The following is a 23377-nucleotide window of genomic DNA, read 5'->3' as shown; positions in this document are numbered from 1 at the left end:
AGGAGCGTTCAGGCGAACGCCCTGCCCTGTCCCAGGAAATGCTGCACATCCCCCGCTGCAGCCGGACGCGCCAGCAGGAATCCCTGCACCTGGTCGCAGTTGAGTTTCTGCAACGCGGCGAGTTGGGCTTCGGTCTCCACCCCTTCCGCCACCACTTCCATGTTCAGCGCATGCGCCAGCGCGATGATGGCCGAGACGATGGCCAGTCCGGAGTCGCCGCCCTGATCCAGGCGCGACGTGAAGAACTTGTCGATCTTGATCTGGCGGCAGTGGAACTGCTGCAGATACGCCAGGCTGGAATAGCCGGCGCCGAAATCGTCGATGGCGATGTCGTAGCCGAGCTCCTGCAGGTCGGTGATGATGCGCGCGCTCTTTTCGACGTTCTTCATCGCCGCGGTTTCGGTGATCTCAAACATCAGGCGCTGCGGCGCAATGCCGGCATGAGTGACGATGGCGGTGACGCTGTCGATCAGGTCGGGGCGCATCTGCAGCGGCGACAGATTGAGCGCCACCTTGACCGGCGGCATGCCGGCCGCATCCCAGCGCACGATCTGCGCACACACTTCGCGCAACACCCAGTCGCCGATCGGAATGATCTGCCCAGAACGTTCGGCGATGGGGATGAACTCGGTCGGACTCATGCTGCCCAGTTCCGGATGATCCCAGCGCAGCAAGGCCTCGACGCCGGTCAGCGTGCGCTGGTGGCCTTCAAATTTTGGCTGAAAATGCAGCGACAACTGATTGTGTTCCACCGCCAGTTGCAGGGCGTGACGCACCGTCAGATGGCGCATCGCGCTGGCGTGCATGGCCGGCTCAAAAAAACGGTAAGTATTGCGGCCGTTCTGCTTGGCCTCGTACATCGCCGCATCGGCATTCTTCATCAGCGCATCGACGGTGTCGCCGCTGTTGGGATACACCGCGATGCCGATGCTCGACGTCACGCGCAAGGTCGCCTCGTCCACGCGAAAATCCTGACGCAGCACGCTCAGGATGTTTTCCGCCAGGTTCTCGACCACTTCGGGCGAGGCCAGGTTACCCATCACGGCCACGAACTCGTCGCCGCCGATGCGCGACACCATGTCTTCGCTGCGGATGCAGGCGCGGATGCGCTGCCCGACCGCGACCAGCAAGCCGTCGCCGACCGAGTGGCCGAGCGAGTCATTGATCCCTTTGAAGCCGTCCAAGTCCATGAACAACACCGCAAACGACAGCCCGCTGCGCTTTGACACGTGAATTGCGTGCTGGATGCGCTCGGCCAGCAAGGCGCGATTGGGCAGGCCGGTAAGCACGTCGTGCGTGGCGAAGTGCAGCAGCTTGTCATTGGTGCGGCCGACGATCTTGCGCAGCAGCTTGGTCTTTTGCGCGCCGCTGAAAATCAATGCGGCGATCAGCACGAACAGCGTACCAAGCACCACCGCGCTCATCAGGTTGTCGCGGTCAATGCTGGCGTAGGTGCTGCTGACGCTGTCCGGCGAAAAATTCGCCGCCGCCATGTTCAGGCAATGCATGAAGAAGATGCCCAGACCCAGCACGCCCGCAAAAATCACGCGACGCCAGAAGTGATCGCTCTTGCGCGCGTTGAGGGTGTAGATGATCCAGATGTTGAGTACCGCGACGGCCATCGTCGCCAGCACCGACAGAATCTCCACCCAGGGCGTGTAACGCACCGCCGGGAGGATTTGCATCGAATGCAGGCCGAGCCAGTGCACCACTGCCATGCCGCCGCCGAGCGCGACGCCGTCGGCCAGCATGCGCGGCCAGCGCAGCCGGCGTTGGGTGGAACGATGCAGGAGGTAAAACGACAGGCCGATGCACAGCAGCAGCGAGATGCCGGTGAAGAACGCGTTGTAGCCGACGTTGATCGGCAGCTGGAACGCCAGCATGCCGGTGAAATGGGTGGACCAGATGCCGACGCCGAACACCAGCGCGCCGCCGGCCAGCCACATGCGGCGGTAACGTGCGGTTTCCTGCGATGAAATGCGTTCAGCGATTTCCAATACTGTGTACGAAGCGAGCGTCGCAACAAATAGAGAAAAGCAAATCAGCAAAAGGTTATAGGAGCCGGCCATGATCTGATAAATCCGTCTGCATCTTCCGTTCGAACTGCGTGTTACGAAAATGAATCCCGTGAATCCACGACAACAAACAAAGCTTCCCCGATGCGTGACGACGCATCGATGTTCACAAACAAAATCAGGAGAAAAAAGCGTCGCAAACGCTCGGTTTTTTGTATGCGCAGCCGCTTGTCGTTTGCTCTTTATTCATTAGCGACAATGGGCGCCATCCGGCGCAATCCCTTTATCCGCGCCTATTCTAGCTGGTTTGCACCAAAAAATCCCGGCTTCTTCCGCGGTGTTTTCACCCTGCGAAAAGAACTGGCTGTTCTGACGAAATCACAGCTTCCGCACGCGACTCCGGAATGTGACCGCCAAGGCAACTTTTCTGCCGTGGGGCAGGCGCCGAACGAGGTTCGCGCAAACACCGTTACCGGCCTGAAAGTCTTGCTGGGCGTCATGTTGGGAGATTCCCACACGTTACAATTGTTATCTATCAGTCAAGTTGAAAATAAGACAAGATAGCTACAACTTGGTGACGTTAAGCGGCGTTGATTATAAGTCACATCCTCCGCGTAATTATTCCGAAAACCAAAAGTACCCAATCCTCACCCACTAGGCAGTAAGTTCCAGTCATGGAAAACGCGAACGAAAAATTTGCAAAACGACTGCGCGCCTCGATGGAAAAAGCGGGATATGAACCAAAGCCCGCTGTTCTGGAACGCGAGTTCAATTTGCGCTATTGGGGTAAACCGATGACGTTGCACGGCGTGCGACGCTGGCTTCTCGGCGAGTCCATGCCGAATCAGGACAAGCTCGAGACGCTCGCAGAATGGCTCATTGTCACGCCGCAACATCTGCGCTTCGGCGAAGAAATCGGCAAGCGCATCGACAAGCGCCGCGCGCGCTGGGAAGAAGCCATCGGCTATCGCGAACGCGAGGCCTTCGAAGCCTTCATCAACCTGCCTGCGCCACAACGCAAGATCGTCAAGGAAGTCATCTTCGCCTTTGCGCAAGTCGCTGCAGCGCTACCCGTCAAGGTCGTCAAACCCAAAGCCTGAGCAGCCGTCGCGACCGCGCTCATCAGCCTCAGGGTGTGCGCGCCTTGATCGCTTTGGATACCGTCATGCAATGCTCGACCTGTTCGGTGATCGCAATCGGTACGGTTTTCTCGCCGCGCAGTACCGCCTCAATCCAGCGCGCCGTCACGGCGGCGTCCCTGCCCTCCGGCAAGTCCGGAATCTCTTCCGCCACTTTCTGTTTTTCCACCAGCAACGTGCGTTCGCCGCCATGGAACCAGTCGATCTGCTGTGCACGCCGCGCATTGGCGACGGTCTCGCCTTCGGTGCCGCGCATCAGGAACGCGTCGCCGCGTTGAGGCGGCGCGGCGTCGACAAAATACTTGCCGAGCATTTCCAGGTATTCGGGATGGGTGTATGAGGTCAGGCGCAAGGACGGTGCCGAAAAAGGCTGCATGATCTTGACCAGCGTATGGGTCGAATTGCGCACGCCGAGTACGCGGCGCATCGCCAGCAGGCGCGCCATCTTTGGCGCCAGCACCTGGATCGGAATGAATGCCGGTTGCCGGTTGGCCAGCGCCGCCTCGGCTTCGTGCGGACCGATCGCGTGATGGATCCCAAGCGCTTCGAAAATCTCTGCGCTGGTGACGCGTTGCGGATCCTGGGTCACCCCATGCATCAGCACCGGCACGCCTTCGCGCGCCAGCAGCAAGGCCAGCAAGGGTGTCAGGTTGGCCATGTGGCGCGAGCCGTTGTAGCTCGGAATCACCACCGGCGCATAATCGCCCAGCGGCGCCTGTAGCGGCGTGAACGAGGCTTCGGCGGCATCCAGGAAGCCGGCGATTTCTTCCACCGATTCGCCCTTGACGCGCATGGCCAGCAGGATCGCCCCGAGTTCGAGGTCGCTGACACGGCTGTCCAGCATGGCGCCGTAAAGCAGCTGCGCGTCGTCGCGCGACAAGCTGCGCGCGCCGTCCTTGCCGCGGCCGATTTCCTTGATGAAGCGGGCCGCAGCCAACATTTCCTTGCCTGATTCCGTCATGAGTTTGCTCTCGTATTGGTGCCGACGTTGTTGCCGTTATTGCTGCCGTTTTTGATGTGCGCAAGAGTACACCATGCGACGCTTCTTGTGCGCCGCCGGGCGCTTGACATTCCCCTGTGCGCCTTTCCTTTACAATAGCGCCTTCGGACGCAGTCGTCCCCATTGTTTTCCCTGCTGCAATCCATGATAGTTCTCGGCGTCGAATCCTCCTGCGATGAAACCGGTCTGGCGTTATACGACACGCAAAAAGGCCTGCTCGCCCATGCCCTGCATTCGCAAATTGCGATGCATCAGGAATACGGCGGTGTCGTCCCCGAACTGGCCTCGCGCGACCATGTGCGGCGCGCGATTCCTTTGCTCCGGCAAGTCTTTGAACAAAGCGGTATCGCCCACGACGACATCGACGCCATTGCCTACACCCAGGGCCCCGGACTGGCCGGCGCGCTGCTGGTCGGTGCATCGGTCGCCTGTGGTCTCGGCCTGTCGCTCGACAAGCCGATGCTCGGCGTGCATCACCTGGAAGGCCACCTGCTGTCGCCGCTGCTGTCGTCCAACCCGCCGCAGTTTCCGTTCGTGGCGCTGCTGGTGTCGGGCGGCCATACGCAGTTAATGCGCGTGGACGGCGTCGGCCAGTACGAACTGCTGGGCGAAACCCTCGACGACGCCGCCGGCGAAGCCTTCGACAAGTCGGCCAAATTGCTCGGCCTGAGCTATCCGGGTGGTCCGGCGATTTCGCGGCTGGCTGAGTTCGGCGATCCGGGCGTATATCAATTGCCGCGTCCGATGCTGCATTCCAAGAATTTCGACTTCAGCTTTTCCGGCCTGAAGACCGCCGTGCTGACCGTGGTCAAGAACCAGACCACCAACATCTGCGAGCAGGACAAGGCCAACATCGCACGCTCCTTCGTCGATGCCATCGTCGACGTGCTGGTGGCCAAATGCATGAATGCGCTCAAGCACACCGGCATGAAGCGCCTGGTCATCGCCGGCGGCGTCGGCGCCAACAGGCAGTTGCGCGAAGGCCTCAATGCCGCTGCGGCCAAGCGACGCTATCAGGTGTTCTATCCGGAACTGGAATTCTGCACCGACAACGGCGCCATGATCGCCTTCGCCGGCGCCATGCGCCTGCAGCAGCACCCCGAAGCGGCAAAGCGCGAGTATGCCTTCAGCGTGCGGCCGCGCTGGCCGCTGGATGAGATCAACACGTAGTCACCGCGTAATCAACACGCAATCAAACGCAATATCCGAATAAATACGATTCCCGCAGGAAATACGCGCAGCTAAGATGCATCTTTTTTTCAAAAACAGATGCCTCACAGCGACTTTTCCGCCTTCGCAAAAAAATACAAATCCAAATTCAGGAAGATCTCCGCAGCGACAAAAGGAGAGCACGAAGCTGATGACGTGCAGGCGGAAGCCTGGCTCATGGCGGAAAAAATAAAAGCGAAACAGGGATTCGAAATCGACTTTCTGAATCCGGCCCACGTCGATTTGCTATTCAGTTATCTGTACCAGCAACTGGTGAATTACGACGAGAAGACTATCCGCATGGCGGTCCGGCTGGACGCGTGGGATTATGGCGACAATCCAGAGCATGACAGCCATCCGCTGCTCAACAAGCTGCACAGCGATTTGGCCGATGATCCGTTGGCGATGCTGGAATTGAAGGAAGCCGAGAATCGGGAGTTGCACGTCAGCCCGCATCATTCACGCGCCGCGGCCTATCTCAAATTGCTAGAACACTGCGACAACAATATCGCAGTGCTTGCTACGTATTTGCTGATTTCCACGTCCTGGTGTTATCGCTGCTACAACCGCGCCAGACACACGGTAGAACGACAAATGCAGTTGCCTGAGACGCTCAGGAGTGATTTCATGCCACGCACGTGGCGGAAATTTCAGTTGATCCGAACATCCCTGCCGCAACAGCGTTCGTTCAATTTCCATTTGCCATGGGAGCAGTAGTCGCTCCCGGCCGGCTGGCGCTCGGCGATTATTTCTTCTTAGCGCCGATCTTGCTTTCCTTGCCGGCCAGCAGGTTGGCGATGTTCTTGCGGTGGCGGAAGACCAGCAGCGCGCTCATTGCCAGCACCGCCAGCAGGATGCCGTCTGCGCTGCCGAACAGCAGGCCGTAGTAGAACGGTGCGAACACGCTGGCAATCAGCGCCGCCAGCGAGGAATAACGGAAGGCATAGGCGATCACCAGCCAGGTGACCAGCGTTGCTACGCCGAGCCAGACGTTCAGCGCCAGCAGGATGCCGAGTGCGGTCGCCACGCCCTTGCCGCCGACGAAGCGGAAGAACACCGGCCACAGATGGCCGAGGAAGACGGCGATGGTCGCCAGCGCGACGCCGGTGTCGCCGACGCCGAATTGCGGCCCCAGCTTGATCGTCAGCCACACCGCCAGCCAACCCTTGAAACCGTCGCCCAGCAGGGTCAGCGCCGCCGCCTTTTTATTGCCGCTACGCAGGACGTTGGTGGCGCCCGGATTTTTCGAGCCGTAGGTGCGCGGGTCCGACAAGCCGAAGGCCTTGCTCACCACCACGGCGAATGAAATGGAGCCGATCAGGTAGGCGGCGATGGCAAACAGTACTGTATTCATTGAATCCTTCTTTCTTGACGCTGTTTTGCAGCAGCTTGTTTATTCTTCCAGCGCGCAGTGTACAGGCTTGCTGGGCAAGACCTTGCTGATGACGTCCGGCGCAATCCCGATCAGGAAACCGCGCCTGCCGCCGTTGATGTAAATCTTCGGAATCGCCAGGATGCTTTCTTCGACGTAGACCGGCATGGCCTTGCGCGTGCCGAACGGCGAGGTGCCGCCGATCAGGAAGCCGGAATGGCGGTTGGCGACTTCCGGCTTGCACGGCTCCACCGACTTGCAGCCGATCTGCCGCGCCAGGTTCTTGGTCGAGACCTTGCGGTCGCCGTGCATGAGCACCAGCATCGGCTTGGCCGCCTCATCCTGCATCACCAGCGTCTTGACGACATGATGCTCATCCACCCCCAGTTCGCGCGCCGACACGCTGGTACCGCCGTGCTCTTCGTAGGGATAGGGATGTTCGGTAAAGGAAATGCCGTGCTTGCGCAGGAATTGCGTCGCCTGGGTTTCGGAAATATGGTCTTTTCTGGAGCTCATTTGGCGCACATTATGCCGCAACTTGAAGCGTGTTATCCACGCGGATGATGTTCCGCATGCAATTTCTTCAGGCGCTCGCGCGCCACGTGGGTGTAGATCTGGGTGGTCGAAATGTCGGCATGCCCGAGCAGCAGCTGCACCACGCGCAGGTCGGCGCCGTGGTTGAGCAGATGCGTGGCGAAGGCGTGGCGCAGCGTGTGCGGCGACAGCGGCGCGCGGATGTCGCCTTGCAGCGCGTATTTCTTGATCAGCGTCCAGAACATCTGGCGTGTCATGGCGCCGCCGCGTGCTGTGACGAACAGGGCGTCGTCGACCTGGCCTTCGAGGATCAGCAGGCGGGCTTCGCGCAGGTAGCGCTCGATCCAGCTGCGCGCCTCTTCGCCGAACGGCACCAGGCGCGTCTTGTTGCCCTTGCCGGTGATACGGAGCACGCCCTCATTCATGCCGACTTCCACCGACTTCAGCGACACCAGTTCGGACACGCGCAAGCCGCTGGCGTACATCAGTTCAAGCATGGTGCGGTCGCGCAGGCCCAGCGGCGTCGTCACGTCAGGCGCGGCCAGCAAGGCTTCGACCTGGCCTTCCGACAAGACCTTGGGAAAGCGCGGCGGCTGCTTGGCCGAGCGCAAGCGCAGGCAGGGATCTTCGCTGATGCGGTTCTGCCGCAGCGCCAGCAAAAAGAAGCGCTTGAGCACCGCCAGCCGGCGATTGGAGGAACTGGCCTTGGTGTCGGCGTGGCGGGCGGCGAAATAGGCGTTCAGGTCCTCTGCGTGCGTCGCCAGCAAATCCTTGTGGCGCTCCGTCTGCAGCCAATGTGCAAACAGCGTCATGTCGCGCCGGTAGGCTTCCAGCGAATTCTTGGCGAGGCCGTCTTCCAGCCACAGCGTGTCGCAAAACTCGTCGATGGCGGCCAGGCTGGCGCCGGTGGCTTCGACCTTGGGCGCACGGCCGGTGACGCTTTTCCTGACGGGCTTGGCTGCGTCAGTAGACACGTCAGCAGATGCGTCAGTAGCCATCGACGCCTTCATGCGCGAGCAGCCAGCGCTTGACGCTGAGCGGGAAGCCATCCTCATCGTCGCGATGCGAATAGCCGCCCAGCCCGCCTGCTGCCGTTACGCGATGGCAGGGAATGACCAACGAAAACCAGTTGGCGCCGCAAGCCTGTCCCACCGCACGCGGCGCCGACCGGATGAATTTGGCGATCTGGCCGTAGGTGCGCACTTCGCCGCGTGGAATCGAGACGATCGCATCCCAGACGCGGCGTTGAAAATCCGAGCCGACTTCGGCCAGCGGCAGCTTGAAACGGTAGTCGGGCTTGTCGATGTAGCGCAGAATTTGCTTGGCAGCCTTGTCCGCCACGGCGTCGGTCGCATCCTTTTCGTGGAAGTGCCTGGGCAGGGTCACCATCTCCAGAATCACGCCGGCAGAAGTGCGAATGCCGATGCCGCCGAACGGTACGTGTACGATGGCGGAGAAAATATCGCCAGCTTGTGTATTCTTCATGACTCGGAAACATTGAGGGAATACGCTATTTAAGCACATCGCCGCGGGCCGCTGCCAACCTGCTGCCAACCCGCCGCCATTCCACCGCCACCCGCAGCAATCCAGGAACCAGATCCATGACAACACCTACCAGCCACGCCGATCATCTTGTCGTCACGGCCCCCACGCTGGCCGCAGGAATTGCCTACATCGAGCAGACCCTCGGCGTATCGCCGCAAGCCGGCGGCGAGCACGTACGGCTCGGCACCCACAACGCCCTGCTCAAGCTGGGCCGCGGCTTTTATCTGGAAGTCATCGCAGTCAATCCCGCCGCCCCTGCGCCGCAACGCGCGCGCTGGTTCGGACTGGACTACGTGACTGCCGGCAGCAAGCCGCGCCTGGCGACCTGGGTGGTGCGCACCGACAATATCGAAGCCGCAGCGGCAGCGTCCGCCATCTCGCCCGGCGTCGTCGAAGAAATGAGCCGCGGCGCGCTGCAATGGCGCATCACCATTCCCGCCGACGGCAAGCTGGTGATGGATGGAGTGATGCCCAGCCTGATCCAGTGGAACAGCTCCAGCCACCCGACCGACAACATGGCCGATCTCGGTTGCGGCCTGGTCAAACTGGAAGGATGCCATCCGCAAGCCGAGGCAATCGCCGCCTGCCTGGCGCAGATGGGCTTGCAAAGCCACGTCGACATGCACCAGCCGGCACCGGGACAGAGGCCGCACATGCTGGCGCTGATTCAGACGCCGACCGGTCTGCATCCGCTGGGGTTGGGTGAATAGTAAAAACAAGCAACGCAATCCGCGCGGAAAATAAAAAAGGCGCATCTTGCGATGCGCCTTGAAATTACCCTTGTGCGTCCCGGCCGTTTAAACAGCTTCTTGAACCCACGTCTCCTCAGTATCCTCGGTATCAATACCGTTTGTTATGTGCATCACCCACTTTAAATCTTGTTTTTAAAGCCATGAACTACCGACAATACTGCGGCTGGAATTCTGTTGTCCTTGCAGACGAGGTCGCACTTTAACAGTACTTGCCCGGCATTAAAAGTATTTTTTGCGCAAATTTAAAACATGTTTTTTGACAACATTTCAACCTGACAATATTACCGTCACCGCCGCTTCCAGCCTGCGGCGACGGCCCTGCAAATCAAACCAAGATCAGTCAAAAACCAGATTCGGCAACCACAGCGAAATCTGCGGCACGTACGTTATCAGCGCGAGGAACGCCAGCATCGTCAGCAGCCACGGCATCACCGCAATCGTCAGCTCGGTAATGCCCATCTTGGTAATGCCCGAGGCCACGTACAGGTTCAGGCCGACCGGCGGATGGCACATGCCGACTTCCATGTTGACCACGATCAGGATGCCGAAGTGGACCGGATCGATACCCAGCTTCATTGCCACCGGGAACAGGATAGGCGCCATGATCAGCACGATCGACGACGGCTCCATCACGTTGCCCGCCAACAGCAGCAGCACGTTCACCACCAGCAGGAAGGTGATCGGACCCAGGCCGCTGTCGGTGATCATCGCCGCCATCGCCTGCGGGATGTTTTCGCTGGTCACCAGGAAGGAGAACAGCACCGCATTGGTGATGATGTACAGCAGCATGGCCGACATCGAGGCGGAGTCCAGCAAGACCTTGGGCACTTGCTTCAGGCCCATATCCTTGTAGACGAACACCGCGATGATGAAGGCATACACCGCCGCCATTGCCGCCGCTTCCGTCGGCGTGAACACGCCGCTGTAGATCCCGCCCATCACGATCACGATCAGGAACAGGCCCCAGCCGCTCTTGCGGAAAGCCACACCGCGCTCGGCCCAGCTTGCCTTCGGCAGGCGCGGATAGTTGTTCTTGCGCGCCAGGTACCAGGTGGTCAGACCGAGCAGGAAGGCCAGCATCAGACCCGGCACCACGCCGGCCATGAACAGCTTGCCCACCGAGGTATTGGTCGAGACCGAATACATCACCATCACGATTGACGGCGGAATCAGGATCCCCAACGCGCCCGAGGTCGTGATGACGCCCGCGCCGAATTTGTTGGGGAAGCCTTGGCGCACCATCGCCGGCAGGATGATAGAACCGATCGCCACCACGGTGGCCGGCGACGAACCGGACACCGCCGCGAACAAGGCGCACGCCATCACGCCTGCCAGCGCCAGGCCGCCGTGCCAGTGACCGACCATCGCCGTGGCGAAGTTGATCATGCGTCGGGCCACGCCGCCGTGCGTGAGGAAGTTACCCGCCAGGATGAAGAACGGGATCGCCATGATCTCGAACTTCTCGATGCCTGTGAACAGCTTCAGCGCCACCGACTGGATCGGCACGTCGGTCATGGTGAACAGGAAGGTCAGGACCGTCAGGCCGAGCGAGATCGAGATCGGCATGCCGGTCAGCATCAGGCCGAACAGCAGGACGAAGATAATTGCTGCGTTCATACTTTTCCTCCTGCGATTTCTTCGTCGAGGCCTTCGACGTAGGCGTGGTCGTGTTTAGGCAATTCACCGGTCTTGATGAAGGCCCAGCAGACCTGCAGGAAACGGAAGCACATCAGGTAGGAACCGAGCGGCACGGCCATGTAGACCATCCACATCGGTATTTCCAGGACTTCAGAAGTGCTGGAGTGCTGCGAGATTTCCCAGACGAACTGAGCACCCAGCGTACCGACGATGCCGGTAAACAGCGCGCCGGCCAGCAGTCCCAGCACCACGAACTTGTTGCGCCATGGCGCGTTCATGCGATTGATGAGCACGTCGACGCCGACGTGGATGCCGGTGCGCACGCCGTAAGCGGCGCCGAACTTGGCCATCCACACGAACATGAAAATGCACAGCTCCTGCGCCCAGCTGGTGTTGATTTGTATCAGTTGGTCCTGCAGCCAGGGAATCGGCAGACCGGAGGCATAGCGGTGCAACACCGCCACGAAGATGATGACGGTCGCGGCCGCCATCAGGAAGGCGATCAGCCACTCTTCCAGGTGGTCCAGAAATTTCAGCATTGTCTTTCCTCGTTGGATGTAAGTCAGGGAATCGGGATAGACGGATCAAACCGAACGAATCGAACGAATCGAACGAACCGCTATCGAACTTTGCCCCATCCCTGTCAGCTTTTTCCGGCGCAGGAGGCTCCATGTGCCTGCCTGCACTCGTCTTTGTTTTTCTGACTGCTTACTTCTGACCCAACGCTGCTGCTTCCTTGTTGACCGCGGCGATCAGATCCTTGCCGATGCGGTCGGCCATTTGCGTCTGCACCGGCAACAGCGCCTTGCGCCATTCGGCCTTTTCCTTGTCGTTCAAGCGGTAGATGGTGGTCTTGCCGGTCTTTTGCACGGCGGCCAGCGCGGCATCGTTCTCTTGCTGCGCGATGGCGTTGGCGTACTTGGTGGCATCCTTCATCGCGCCTTCCAGTGCGGTGCGGATGTCAGCCGGCAGGCCGTCCCAGAACTTCTTGTTGACGATCACCGCGTAGCCCAGGTAGCCGTGATCGGAGACCGTCACGTGCTTCTGCACTTCATGCATTTTCTGGGTGTACAGGTTCGATGGCGGATTCTCGGTGCCGTCGACCACGCCGGTCTGCAGTGCCTGGTAAACCTCGGAGAAGGCCAGCACTTGCGGATTGGCGCCGAGTGCGCGCATCTGCGCGTCGAGCACCTTGGACGACTGGATGCGCATCTTCAGGCCGCGGAAGTCAGCCGGCACGTGCAGCGGCTTGTTGGCCGACATGCCCTTGAAACCGTTATCCCAGTATGCCAGGCCGGTGATGCCCTTGGGCTCCAGCTTCTTGAACAGGTCCTTGCCGATTGGACCTTCGGTCACGCGATACAGCACTTCCTTGCTCGGGAAAATATACGGCAGGTCGAAGACTTCGAATTCCTTCACGCCCAGCGGGCCGAACTTGGCCAGCGACGGCGCCAGCATCTGCACGGCGCCCAGTTGCAGCGCTTCCAGTTCTTCCTTGTCCTTGTACAGGGTGCTGTTCGGATAGAGCTCGACCTTCACGCGTCCCTTGGTAGCTTTTTCGGCCAGCTCCTTGAAGCGTTCGGCGCCTTTGCCTTTCGGCGTATCGTTAGCCACCACATGGCTGAATTTGATGATGATCGGCGCTTGGGCGAACGCGTTACCGGCAATAACGGTCGCTGCGGCAAGTGCGAAAACTAATGATTTGAGCTTCATGGTTGTCCCCTTTTTTGGTTTGAAAAATATGATAAAGGCGTGGTCACAATTCTGACTGAGCGCATTTTGACATGACAAAATGCTGACACAATTGTGGATAACCACAATTTTCATGACGCATCGCAACATCTGACGTACATCCGACGAACATCGTCCACCTCGATGCCGCCCGCGATAAACTACGCGCACCGAGCCATCGCCCACTTCCGAGTCCATGAAGCCGCAGCACATCTCCTCTCCCTCCCACCTGTTGTCGCCGGGGCGCCGCCACCTGCTGCGCTGGGTCATGCCCATCCTGCTGGTGCTGCTGTTCCTGATGACGCTGATCTGGCTGCCGCGCCAGGCGCAACAGATGGAGTCGAGCGAACGCCAGGAACAGCTCATCGCCGATTCGCTGTGGGTGGAGCAGGCGATCCGTTTCCAGCTCAGCCGCGACGATGAAAGCATGCGCCTGATCGCGCGCGAGATCGTCAACGAGCACCTGAAAAAAGACCAGTTCCGCAGCCGCCTCAACGCGCTGCTGCGCAACAACCGCGAGTTCTATCGCGTCACCTGGTTCAGCGCCGACGGCAAGCCGCTCGCTTCCACCGACGATTTCCCGGTCCCGCGCCACGAATTGTCGACGCCGTCGCAACAGGCCGAAGAACAGGCGCGCACCATCCACCGCCCGATCTACAGCGCCCCTGCCGTGCCGCCCGGGATTGCGGAGCCGGTCGTCATGGATTACCACATCCCGCTGTTCCGCGAGAATCACTACCTCGGCAGCGTCGTCGCCAGTTATTCGGTGGCGCGCGTACTCAATGAAATGGTGCCGTGGTGGTTCGCCCAGGACAACGAGATCGTGCTCACCGACACCGACGACAAAGTGGTCGCACGGCGCACCGCCGGCGGCCCCGGCCTCAACGTCTACACCCATCGGCGCGAGCTGGAGCTGCCCGGACTGACGCTGCGGCTGCACACCAACAGCACCAAGAGCGCGCCGAAGCTGCTACCCAATCTGCTGGTCGGCTCGGTCATCGTGTTGTCGCTCGGTCTGCTGTGGAGCCTGTGGGCGCTGTGGCGCGACATCAACCGCCGCATGACGGCGGAAGAAGCGCTGGTGCATGAAGTGTCATTCCGCAGCGCGATGGAAAACTCGCTGGTCACCGGCATGCGCGCACGCGACCTCGAAGGCCGCATCACCTACGTCAATCCGGCCTTCTGCACCATGGTCGGCATCCCCGCCGATGAACTGGTCGGCAAGATCCCGCCGATGCCCTACTGGGCGCCGGAAGCGATGGATGAATACCAGGAGCGCTTCTCCAACGTGCTGGCCGGCCGCGTCACGCCGCAATTCGAAACCATCTTCCAGCGCAAGGACGGCGAGCGTTTTCCGGTGCTGATTTTCGAATCGCCGCTGGTCGATCAGAACGGCAAGCAGACCGGCTGGATGGGATCGATCCTCGATGTGACCGACCGCAAGCGCGCCGAGGACCTGAGTCGCATGCAGGAAGAAAAGCTGCAGACTGGCGCACGCCTGGCCAGCATGGGCGAAATTGCCTCGACCCTGGCGCATGAGCTGAACCAGCCGCTGGCGGCGATTTCCAGCTACACCACGGGTGCGCTCAACATGATGCAGAACGGCGCACTCGATCCAGCCTCGCTGCAACCTGCGCTCGAGAAAATCAATACCCAGGCGCAGCGCGCCGGCAACGTCATCCGCAGCGTGCACCAGTTTGTCAAGAAGCGCGAGCCGACGCGCCAGCCGGTGTCGATCAAGGGCATCGTCGACAACATTGCACCGCTGGTGGAACTGCAGGCGCAGCAATTCCTGGTGGTGGTGCAAACCGCGATTCCCGCCAACCTGCCCAATGTGCTGGGGGATGCGGTACTGCTTGAGCAGGTGCTGCTCAACCTCACCCGCAACGCCATCCAGGCGATGGCCGCGATCGCGCCTGAGCGCCGCATCCTGCGCATTGCCGCCGCACTCGACCGGCAGACGTCGTCGCAGCAATCGACCCAGCAATCCGTGGTGGTGTCTGTGACCGACCAGGGCCACGGCATACCGCCCGAAGTCGCGGCTGCCCTGTTCTCGCCGTTCTTCTCGACCAAGGCCGAGGGCATGGGGATGGGGCTCAACATCTGCCGCACCACCATCGAATTCCATGGCGGCACGTTGACCTATGCCAACAACCCTGCCGGGGGTACAATCTTCCGGTTTTCCTTGCCTTCCCTGCCCGTGCAGGACTCTGCGGTTTGAACCAGAACAAAAACGCGCGCCTTCGGCCAAGCGTCAATATTTCACATGGCATCGATGCTGCACATTGTTGACGACGAAGAGATCATCCGTGATTCGCTCACGTGGCTGGCGCAATCGCGCGCCATTCCCGCCATCGCTTACGCCGGCGCCGCAGCCTTTCTGGCGGCAATGGAGCAAGCCGGCCCCGACAGTTTCGACGCCAATGGCGAATGCATCCTGCTCGACGTGCGCATGCCGGATCAAAGCGGCGTCGCATTGTTCGACACGCTCAAGAGCCGCGGCATCACGCGCCGGCGTCCGGTGATTTTCCTGACCGGTCATGGCGATGTGCCGATGGCGGTCGACATGCTCAAGAACGGCGCCTTCGATTTCTTTGAAAAGCCGTTCAACGACAACCAGCTCATGGACCGCGTGCTGGAGGCCTTGCAGGCCTCGCGCGAAGCCGGCGAACAGGACGCCGTGCGCACGCGGCTGGACTCGCTGTCGACACGCGAACGCGAAGTGCTGGACCTGATCCTGGCCGGAAAAATGAACAAGGTCATCGCCGACGAGCTCGGCATCAGCATGCGCACGGTGGAAGTGCACCGCGCGCATATTTTCGACAAGATGAACGTCAAGACCGCCGTCGAACTTGCGCGCCTGCTCAAGTAACAACGAACGCAAGCCGAATATCCATGCAAGTCATCTCACTGCTACTGCCCGATTTCATCCTGATCCTGATGGGCGTGATCATCTTCCGTATCACCAACTGGGGTGAAGCGTTCTGGGCCGGCATGGAAAAGATGGTTTATTACCTGCTGTTCCCGGCGCTGCTGTTTTATTCCACCGCGCGCCTGCAGCTCAATCTCGCCACCACCGGCACGTTCGTCGAAGTCGGCGTGCTGGCGTTGCTGGCCGGCGTAGCCCTGACCTGGATCGGCAAACCCTTCATCAAGGCCGGTCCGATGACTTACGAGTCGGGAATGCAGACGGCCTTCCGTTTCAATTCCTACATCGCGCTCGCACTGGCGTCGCGCCTGGCGGGCGAAAAAGGCGTGGGACTGATGGCGCTGCTGATCGGCTTCGGCGTCCCCTTGTGCAACATGGCGGCGGTGCATGCGCTGGCCCATCGCAGCGGCAACCTGGGTAGCGAGCTGGTGCGCAATCCCTTGCTGATCGCTACCGGTTCCGGCCTGTTGTTTGCGCTGTGCGGTTTCACCTTGCCGGAAGTTGCGGGCGCAGTCTTGTCACGCCTCGGCAGCGCCTCTATCGCGCTGGGCCTGCTGATGGTCGGCGCGGGTCTGCGCCTGTCGGGAATACGTGAAGACAAACTGATGACGACTTACTTCACCGCCATCAAATTGCTGGCGGTGCCGGCGGTCGCCTATGTGCTGGGACGATGGCTCGAACTGCCGCAGCTGCAACTACAGATCGTCGTGCTGTTCTGCTCACTGCCGACGGCATCGAGCTGCTACATCCTCGCCGCGCGCATGGGCGGCAACGGCCCGATGACGGCCTTCCTGATTTCACTCGGCACGCTGGTGTCTGCAGTGACGATTCCGTTCTGGCTGATGCTGGTGCATTGACCCAATTAACACATCTGCACAAACACGTTGGACCAGAACGTTCTCAAGAACGAAGAAAACTAAAGTATCAGAGAACCCGCCTCATTTGAAATTTCGATTTCCGGGCTTTTTTTCCAAAAAAATCGAACTAGAACCATATCAAAAGAAATCGCGTCAGGCGATACTTGATGATGCGTCAAAATCATTGACTTAGGTATTCCCGACTCTTTCAAACAAGCTACAAATCATCTTAGACATGAATCTTCAAATGAAAAACCTTTGCCACGTCGTTGTTCTCGCAATTTCCCCACTAATGATCGTTGCGTGTGCCACGTCTTCTTCAAATCTTGGCGAAAAACTTACATGTGATCAACATGCCGAGGTAGCGACAACGCTCAATGAGTGGGCCGCCAGAAACTTTGATAAAACGTATGGCGGCGACAAGAATCCGGAAAATGCATATGCGCAGCTTTTCTTAATTGAACAAAAAGCTCCATCAAATTTTGCTACCGCCTTCAATCAATATGAAGCCAAATCGATTGAAAATCGTAAATTTGCAACGGCCAAGAGTTGCGACACATCAGGCTATCCTGCGTCACCTATTCAGGAATTCAAAAATAAAATGAAAACACTTAATCGCTAAGTGTGATCTCAATATAAAGAACCTCCATTCAGCAAAGAAAATTTATGAAATTGTCGGTAATTACATTTTTCGCGCTATCTCTAATTTCTGTAGCGTCCAACGCCGCAGAGCCAGCGCAATGTCAGCAGCAGCTAGTAGAAACAACCATCATTGAGATGTGCATGCATCCTGGCGCTGCTTTTCAACACGATCTGTACACCATGAAAGCCGACGGTGTGATGATCTTTGCCTTGGTCGACGATTACTCGGAGAAAGTGGAGCTGGAACATACTATTCCGCCGGGTGAGACCCTGGAATTTCCATTATCGAAACAGGGAAGCAATCCAATTAAAATCACAGGCGGATGTGTCCCTGAAAGTAAAAATGGTCATGAGGTTGCGCGACTATGCAATTTCCATTGGGGGAAAACACAAGTAGTCAACGATGTTCGATTCACATTTAAGTAGGATCGGGTTTAAATAAAATCACAATATAAAAAAGCCGGTGTCTCCACCAGAGACACCGGCTTTTTCATTGCACCATCATGATCCGAATCACACCATCACTAATCAGTGTCCAGGCTGCAGCACGATCCTCTGTACCGTCGCCTGCTCCACCGCCTTGCGCGAATACAGCAGCGGGAAGTATTCCCCGTTCAGCCACTTGTCGGCCAGGTCGCGATAATGCGGGCTGTCCGGATCGCCTGATTGCCCCGGTGAATTGACGGCCTTGGAGTTATCCCAATTACCTACATCAACCACCACGCGGAACGACGGGCCGTTGGTCTGGCGGAAGTCGCTCGGACGATAGGTCGACTGGTTCGGCGAATAGGCGCCGCCATGTTTCGGCAGCGGTCCGACGTTCAGTTTCGCGCGCGTCGCTTCGTCCACCACGCCGGCCAGCGGATGCTCCATCAAGTTGTGATGCAGCTTGCCCCATTGCCATTTTCTGGCATCGTCACCCTGCAATTTGACCATCTCGGCAAAGGCGCCGCCCAGGCTCGTCAGCAGGACCTCATCGCGCTTCTTCGCCGCGTCGCCGCCGAACCGGGCCTGCGGCTGCTCCAGCGTGTCGAGCATCACGGCGACATCGGGTGCGGCCATCGCCGCGGCCGCTTCCTTGCTCAGCACGGCTTCCTTGAAGGCCTTGCCCAGGTGGCGCGTGAGCCAGACTTCATACAGCGCGGCCTGCGGTGAATCGACGCGTTCAACGTAATCCCAGCTGTTGAAAATATTCAACGCCGCTTGCGTCTGTGCATCGCCCGACGTCAGCGGCTTGAGCAGCGCGCCGAGACGACGTGCCGGAATCGCCAGGTCGTCGTTTTGCAGGCGCATCGAATCTTCCAGCGAGACCTTCGGCAAGGCAGCCAGCACTTCGCTGATACGCGAGAAGCGCGAGTTATTGGTCCACTCGAAGCCGAGTTTGCGCTCGCGGTAAGGATAGTCGTCTGGCAGGTTCATCTGGTTGGCCGAAGCGAACCAGCCCTGTTTGGGATTGTAGGTCGACGGCAACTGGTCGCCGGTCCAGAATCCGGTCCATTCATAATGACCGTCGCCCGGCACCGGCAGCAAGCCGTCCCAGTTCGGCCGCTTCGGCGCAAGACCGCCCGGCACCCAGCCGATATTGCCCTTGACGTCGGCATAGACCTGGTTCTCGGTCGGCGCGCCCCAGTTCAGCATGGCGCGCTTGAAGGACTTGAAATTCTTGGCGCGCATGTAATCGATGCTGCCGAAGTACGGCGACATGCCCGGCTCCAGCCAGCCGGAGCGCACGGCGAAGGCGCGGTTCTTGTCCTTCTCGACGAAGATCACCGGGCCATGTCGGGTGAACTTCAGCTCGGCAATCGCGGGCGCGCCGCCCTTGACCTTGATCGGTTCGCGCAGGACCTTGAAGCGTTCCCACTTGCCCTGGTATTTGTACTCGTCGGGATTGGCCGGATTGAGTTCGTAGACGTAGAGGTCTTCCTGGTCGATGTTGAAGATCGTCAGGCCGAACGCGATGGTGCCGTTGTGGCCGATGGAGACGCCCGGCAAGGCCGGTTCGCCGGCGCCGATGACATTGAGGCCGGGCGCGCTCAGATGCGTGATGTAACGCAGCGACGGTGCAGAGTAAGCGCGATGCGGATCGTTGGCCATGATGGCGCGACCGGTGGCGGATTTTTCCGGCGAGATCACCCAGTTGTTGCTGCCTTCCATGGTCTCTTCGGGGTTCTCGGCAGCGGCAATGCGGATAGCCGCGCCGTGATCATCGGCTGCGGTGCTCAGACTTTCCTTGGTGATCTTGACGTTTTGCGTGGCCAGCCCGAATACCTTGAGCAAGTCCTTGGGCAGGCAAGGATCCAGGCCCTGCGGCATGATCGCCTCCCATTGCGGCGTCAGGCCGGAGCGGATTTCATCGGACTTGAGGTCGGCCTTGCAGGCGACGTTGGCGCGCGCGACTTCGCTGGTGAGGTTGCGCGTCAGGCCGTGGCTGCGGATGCGCACCACATCTTCGGCCTGCCACCGCGCCGGCAGGTAGGCCAGCTGTTTGAATTCATAGGGCAGGCGCTCGGGATGTGCCGTGACGTAATCGACATAGGCGTTGATGCCGGCGACGAAGGCGGTCGCCACGTGTTCGGAATGCTTGCCGTAGGATTTCCACTCGCGCTGCATGTCGCCGCGATAGAGGAACAGGCGCGTCGCCTGGTCCTGCGCGACGTAGGCCGGACCGAACACTTCGGACAATTGACCCAGTCCGCGCCGGCGCCACAAATCAATCTGGAACAGACGGTCGCGCGCGGCGTTGAAGCCCTGCACGAAGAATGCGTCGTCCTGGCTGGCGGCGTAGATGTGCGGCACGCCCCATTTGTCGACGAGGATCTCGGCCTTTTTATGCAGGCCGGGGATGCGCAGGGTTTCGGTGGCGGCATTCTCCGGTGCTGCATGCGCCAGCGACATCGCGGCGCAGCCCGAGAGCAGCAGCGCCAGCGACAGGGGTTTCATTTTTGACATCGCTTGTCTCCATCTTTGTTTTTTGTGGAGACAACACTTTACAAGGAATGCTGTGCGAGCGCCCATTCAACGTGTTCGCGCACCAGTTCGGAAGGATGGTCGAGGCGTGCTTGCAAAGCCGCGACAATTTCCGCATCGCCCTTGTGCGTGCCGGCGGCGTTGCCAAGGCCGACCGCCATGTTGCGCAGCCAGCGTTCGTGACCGACGCGGCGGATGGCGCTGCCTTCGGTGTTGCGGTTGAAATCGTCTTCGCTCCAGTTCAGCAGCTCGACCAGCGAAGCGTTGCCGAGACCGTGGCGCGCGTCGAAGTCGGGCAAGGTCGAGGTCTGGGCGAACTTGTTCCACGGACAATACAGCTGGCAGTCGTCGCAGCCGTAGACGCGGTTGCCGATCAGGCTGCGCAGCTCGACCGGGATGCTGCCCTTGAGCTCGATGGTGAGGTAGGAAATGCAACGGCGCGCATCAAGCTCGTAAGGCGCGACGATGGCCTGGGTCGGACAGACATCGATGCAGGCGCTGCACTGGCCGCAATGCGGTGTGACCGGTTCATCGACCGGCAGCGCCAGGTCGGTGAACAGTTCGCCGAGGAAGAACATGGAGCCGGCTTCGCGGTTGAGCAGCAGGGTGTGCTTGCCGCGCCAGCCGAGGCCGGATTTTTCCGCCAGTGCAACTTCCATCACGGGCGCCGAATCGGTGAAGACGCGATAGCCGAAGGCGCCGATCTCCTTCTCGATGCGACCGGCCAGTTGCTGCAGCCGCGCACGCAAGACCTTGTGATAATCACGGCCGCGCGCATACAGCGAGACCACCGCGGCGCTGCCGTCGGCGCCGCGCGCTTCTTCGCGCTCGCGCCAGTCGGCGGCGGTGTCGCGCGGCAGGTAAGGCATGCGCGCTGTGATCACACGGACCGTGCCGGGCACCAGTTCGGCAGGCCGGGCGCGCTTCATGCCGTGGCTTGCCATATAATCCATCTCGCCGTGGTAACCCTTGTCCAGCCACGCCTGGAAACCTGCCTCCCGATGCGACAGATCGACGTCGGCAATGCGCAGGTCGGCGAACCCGAGTTCGCGCCCCCAGGCTTTGATGGTGTCGGCAAGTGCTACAAGATCAGTCATTAATCGTCGTCAATACATCGCTTCAAACAAGAATTTATGCAGCCATCGCGTCACACCCATTTGCAGGATGAAGCCGGCACCGCCGCCCTGGGCGCGTCGCTGGCCCAGGTGCTGGAACCCGGCATGGCGATCTACCTGCACGGCGACCTCGGCGCCGGCAAGACCGCGCTCACGCGGGCGCTGCTGCATGCCGCCGGCTACGTCGGCCGTGTCAAAAGTCCGACTTATACGCTGGCCGAACCGTATGAGGTGAAGCTGGCAGACCGCATGGTAACCGTAATCCACTTCGACCTCTACCGCATGGCCAGCCCGGAAGAGTTCCTGGATGCGGGTTTTCGTGAACATTTCAACGAAAACAGCATCTGCATCATCGAATGGCCGGAAAAGGGCGACCCCGTGTTGCCCGCACCGGATATCAATATCTCTCTAACGGTTGCAGGACACGGACGTGATGTAGAATTACGAGCGTTGTCTGACAAGGGTCATCAATGCCTCGCTCGACTGAAATTCGCTCCAAATCTGTGACATCCAAGACTCGCCGCACCATCCTCAAGGCAGGCGGCACGCTCCTCGTCTCCGTATTGACTCCCCTGCCGGCGCTGGCCTCGCAAATCCTCGCGGTGCGCGTATGGCCGTCCGACGACTATACCCGCGTCACGCTGGAAAACGACAGCAACCTCAAGGTCACCCATTTCATCGTCAAGAGTCCGGAACGCCTGGTGGTCGACATCGAAGGCATCGACCTCAATTCGACGCTGAAGGACCTGGTCGCCAAGATCCAGCCCAACGATCCCTACATCAAGCAAGTCCGTGTCGGCCAGAACCGCCCCAGCGTGGTGCGCCTGGTGTTCGACCTGAAGGACGAGATCAAGCCGCAAGTGTTTACCCTGGAGCCGGTCGGCGAATACAAGTATCGCTTTGTCATCGACCTCTACCCGGCCAACCCGCCGGACCCGATCGCTGCGCTGATCCAGAAGGGCAACTGGCCCAAGGATCAGCAGGCAGAAGTCAGGCCGCCGCTGGCCGAAGCCAAGCCGGACATCAAAGCCGCGCCGCCAACCCAGGATGAAGATCCGCCGTTCGCCGCCAAGGCCAGACCGCAGGACGACACCAAGCTCCAATTGACGCGCATGATCACCATCGCGCTCGACCCCGGCCACGGCGGTGAAGATCCCGGCGCCATCGGCAGCCGCGGCAACCGCGAAAAAGACGTGGTGCTGTCGATCGCCAAGCGCCTCAAGAAGAAAATCGAAGAGCAGCCGAACATGCGCGTCATGCTGACCCGCGACGCCGACTTCTTCGTGCCGCTGGGCATGCGCGTGCAAAAGGCGCGCAAGGTGCAGGCCGACCTGTTCATTTCGATCCACGCCGACGCCTTCGTACAACCGACCGCGCGCGGCTCGTCCGTGTTCGCCCTGTCCGAAAAAGGCGCCAGCTCGACCGCGGCGCGCTGGCTTGCCAACAAGGAAAATTCGGCCGACATGATCGGCGGCGTCAACATCAAGACCCACGACAAGCAATTGGCGAGCGTCCTGCTGGACTTGTCGACCACCGCCCAGATCAACGACAGCCTGCGCATCGGCAACGCCGTGCTCAAGGAAATCGGCGGCATCAACAAGCTGCACAAGGGCGCCGTGGAACAAGCCGGCTTTGCCGTGCTGAAGGCGCCGGACATCCCCAGCATCCTGATCGAGACGGCCTTCATCTCCAATCCGGAAGAAGAAGCCAAGCTCACCGACAACAGTTATCAGGATGACATGGCCGACGCCATCATGACCGGCATCAAGAAGTACTTCTCTAAGAATCCGCCGCTGGCCAAGAACAAGCTGACCTGAGTCAGCCGGGGTCTGCTCCCTCTGCTCTACTTCTCTTCCGCTCCCGGCCATCGCGCCGGGAGTTTTCATTTGCGCTGTGTTTTTTTGCCGGACGGCATCGGAACCGGCCTCCAAG

At 60.0% G+C, this 23377-nt stretch carries 23 protein-coding genes; 12 read left to right on the top strand and 11 right to left on the bottom strand.

Features of this window, described 5'->3' with window-relative positions:
- Positions 1 to 8: 8 nt before the first annotated feature.
- Positions 9 to 2069: an EAL domain-containing protein gene (locus E4P32_RS12235; RefSeq protein WP_116436862.1), complete on the bottom strand. Its 2061-nt coding sequence runs from the start codon at positions 2067 to 2069 to the stop codon at positions 9 to 11.
- Positions 2070 to 2159: 90 nt separating this feature from the next.
- Here E4P32_RS12235 and E4P32_RS12230 point away from each other — a divergent pair, with 90 nt between their 5' ends.
- Together E4P32_RS12230 and E4P32_RS12225 are read left to right on the top strand one after the other, a co-directional pair.
- Positions 2160 to 2579 carry a hypothetical protein gene (locus E4P32_RS12230; protein WP_135008740.1) on the top strand — a complete coding sequence of 140 codons (420 nt, stop codon included), beginning with the start codon at positions 2160 to 2162 and terminating at the stop codon, positions 2577 to 2579.
- 110 nt (positions 2580 to 2689) lie between these two features.
- Positions 2690 to 3115 carry an XRE family transcriptional regulator gene (locus E4P32_RS12225; RefSeq protein WP_116436863.1) on the top strand — a complete coding sequence of 142 codons (426 nt, stop codon included), beginning with the start codon at positions 2690 to 2692 and terminating at the stop codon, positions 3113 to 3115.
- A 28-nt stretch (positions 3116 to 3143) separates the two neighbouring features.
- Here the strand turns inward: E4P32_RS12225 and ybiB are convergent, their stop codons facing one another.
- Entirely contained in the window at positions 3144 to 4115 is a 972-nt protein-coding gene (gene ybiB / locus E4P32_RS12220; protein ID WP_116436864.1) for a DNA-binding protein YbiB, read from the bottom strand.
- A 183-nt stretch (positions 4116 to 4298) separates the two neighbouring features.
- Between ybiB and tsaD the strand changes: the two genes are divergently transcribed.
- Positions 4299 to 5324 carry a tRNA (adenosine(37)-N6)-threonylcarbamoyltransferase complex transferase subunit TsaD gene (gene tsaD / locus E4P32_RS12215; protein WP_116436899.1) on the top strand — a complete coding sequence of 342 codons (1026 nt, stop codon included), beginning with the start codon at positions 4299 to 4301 and terminating at the stop codon, positions 5322 to 5324.
- A gap of 99 nt (positions 5325 to 5423) precedes the next feature.
- A complete protein-coding gene (locus E4P32_RS12210; RefSeq protein WP_116436865.1) occupies positions 5424 to 6080 on the top strand; it encodes a hypothetical protein in 657 nt (218 codons plus the stop codon).
- Between the two features lie 28 nt (positions 6081 to 6108).
- On the opposite strand, the gene plsY is transcribed toward E4P32_RS12210, so the two are convergent.
- Genes plsY through E4P32_RS12190 form a run of 4 tightly spaced genes read right to left on the bottom strand, consistent with a single transcriptional unit; the run spans position 6109 to position 8754 of the window.
- The gene (plsY, locus tag E4P32_RS12205) at positions 6109 to 6717 is read right to left on the bottom strand and encodes a glycerol-3-phosphate 1-O-acyltransferase PlsY (RefSeq protein WP_116436866.1); all 609 of its coding nucleotides are present in this window, start codon (positions 6715 to 6717) and stop codon (positions 6109 to 6111) included.
- A gap of 39 nt (positions 6718 to 6756) precedes the next feature.
- Positions 6757 to 7251: a Cys-tRNA(Pro) deacylase gene (gene ybaK / locus E4P32_RS12200; protein WP_116436867.1), complete on the bottom strand. Its 495-nt coding sequence runs from the start codon at positions 7249 to 7251 to the stop codon at positions 6757 to 6759.
- A 32-nt stretch (positions 7252 to 7283) separates the two neighbouring features.
- Positions 7284 to 8279, bottom strand: coding sequence for a site-specific tyrosine recombinase XerD (gene xerD / locus E4P32_RS12195; protein ID WP_233526794.1), 996 nt, complete (start codon positions 8277 to 8279; stop codon positions 7284 to 7286).
- On the bottom strand, positions 8257 to 8754 hold the full coding sequence (locus E4P32_RS12190; protein WP_116436868.1) for a methylated-DNA--[protein]-cysteine S-methyltransferase: 498 nt from the start codon (positions 8752 to 8754) through the stop codon (positions 8257 to 8259). The genes xerD and E4P32_RS12190 overlap by 23 nt, the downstream gene beginning before the upstream one ends.
- A gap of 116 nt (positions 8755 to 8870) precedes the next feature.
- Here E4P32_RS12190 and E4P32_RS12185 point away from each other — a divergent pair, with 116 nt between their 5' ends.
- Entirely contained in the window at positions 8871 to 9524 is a 654-nt protein-coding gene (locus E4P32_RS12185; RefSeq protein WP_116436869.1) for a VOC family protein, read from the top strand.
- 378 nt (positions 9525 to 9902) lie between these two features.
- Here the strand turns inward: E4P32_RS12185 and E4P32_RS12180 are convergent, their stop codons facing one another.
- The 3 genes from E4P32_RS12180 to E4P32_RS12170 all read right to left on the bottom strand — a co-directional run bounded on the left by E4P32_RS12180 (position 9903) and on the right by E4P32_RS12170 (position 12917).
- Positions 9903 to 11183 carry a TRAP transporter large permease subunit gene (locus E4P32_RS12180; RefSeq protein ID WP_116436870.1) on the bottom strand — a complete coding sequence of 427 codons (1281 nt, stop codon included), beginning with the start codon at positions 11181 to 11183 and terminating at the stop codon, positions 9903 to 9905.
- Complete coding sequence (locus E4P32_RS12175) at positions 11180 to 11740, bottom strand: TRAP transporter small permease (RefSeq protein ID WP_199525711.1); 561 nt, start codon at positions 11738 to 11740, stop codon at positions 11180 to 11182. The genes E4P32_RS12180 and E4P32_RS12175 overlap by 4 nt, the downstream gene beginning before the upstream one ends.
- A 172-nt stretch (positions 11741 to 11912) precedes the next feature.
- Positions 11913 to 12917: a TRAP transporter substrate-binding protein gene (locus tag E4P32_RS12170; protein ID WP_116436872.1), complete on the bottom strand. Its 1005-nt coding sequence runs from the start codon at positions 12915 to 12917 to the stop codon at positions 11913 to 11915.
- A gap of 214 nt (positions 12918 to 13131) precedes the next feature.
- On the opposite strand from E4P32_RS12170, the gene E4P32_RS12165 reads away from it, so the two are divergent.
- From E4P32_RS12165 to E4P32_RS12145, 5 genes are all read left to right on the top strand, one after another.
- The gene (locus E4P32_RS12165; protein WP_116436873.1) at positions 13132 to 15156 is read left to right on the top strand and encodes a PAS domain S-box protein; all 2025 of its coding nucleotides are present in this window, start codon (positions 13132 to 13134) and stop codon (positions 15154 to 15156) included.
- Between the two features lie 54 nt (positions 15157 to 15210).
- A complete protein-coding gene (locus tag E4P32_RS12160) occupies positions 15211 to 15807 on the top strand; it encodes a LuxR C-terminal-related transcriptional regulator (protein ID WP_116436901.1) in 597 nt (198 codons plus the stop codon).
- 23 nt (positions 15808 to 15830) lie between these two features.
- Positions 15831 to 16721 (top strand): AEC family transporter, encoded by an 891-nt coding sequence (locus E4P32_RS12155; protein ID WP_116436874.1) that lies wholly within the window; start codon positions 15831 to 15833, stop codon positions 16719 to 16721.
- A gap of 235 nt (positions 16722 to 16956) precedes the next feature.
- Positions 16957 to 17343, top strand: coding sequence for a hypothetical protein (locus E4P32_RS12150; protein WP_135008739.1), 387 nt, complete (start codon positions 16957 to 16959; stop codon positions 17341 to 17343).
- A gap of 44 nt (positions 17344 to 17387) precedes the next feature.
- A complete protein-coding gene (locus tag E4P32_RS12145) occupies positions 17388 to 17789 on the top strand; it encodes a hypothetical protein (RefSeq protein ID WP_116436875.1) in 402 nt (133 codons plus the stop codon).
- A 102-nt stretch (positions 17790 to 17891) separates the two neighbouring features.
- On the opposite strand, the gene E4P32_RS12140 is transcribed toward E4P32_RS12145, so the two are convergent.
- Together E4P32_RS12140 and queG are read right to left on the bottom strand one after the other, a co-directional pair.
- Positions 17892 to 20303, bottom strand: a complete 2412-nt coding sequence (locus E4P32_RS12140; protein ID WP_116436876.1) for a penicillin acylase family protein — start codon at positions 20301 to 20303, stop codon at positions 17892 to 17894.
- A 47-nt stretch (positions 20304 to 20350) separates the two neighbouring features.
- Positions 20351 to 21427: a tRNA epoxyqueuosine(34) reductase QueG gene (gene queG / locus E4P32_RS12135; RefSeq protein ID WP_116436877.1), complete on the bottom strand. Its 1077-nt coding sequence runs from the start codon at positions 21425 to 21427 to the stop codon at positions 20351 to 20353.
- 36 nt (positions 21428 to 21463) lie between these two features.
- Between queG and tsaE the strand changes: the two genes are divergently transcribed.
- Complete coding sequence (tsaE, locus tag E4P32_RS12130) at positions 21464 to 21952, top strand: tRNA (adenosine(37)-N6)-threonylcarbamoyltransferase complex ATPase subunit type 1 TsaE (protein ID WP_116436878.1); 489 nt, start codon at positions 21464 to 21466, stop codon at positions 21950 to 21952.
- A complete protein-coding gene (locus E4P32_RS12125; protein ID WP_116436879.1) occupies positions 21916 to 23262 on the top strand; it encodes an N-acetylmuramoyl-L-alanine amidase in 1347 nt (448 codons plus the stop codon). The genes tsaE and E4P32_RS12125 overlap by 37 nt, the downstream gene beginning before the upstream one ends.
- Positions 23263 to 23377: the final 115 nt, after the last annotated feature.

Source organism: Herbaspirillum sp. 3R11 (assembly GCF_004563925.1).
Classification (GTDB): domain Bacteria; phylum Pseudomonadota; class Gammaproteobacteria; order Burkholderiales; family Burkholderiaceae_D; genus Herbaspirillum.
The sequence above is the reverse complement of the archived record's forward strand: the minus strand, read 5'-3'. Positions and strand labels throughout refer to the sequence as shown.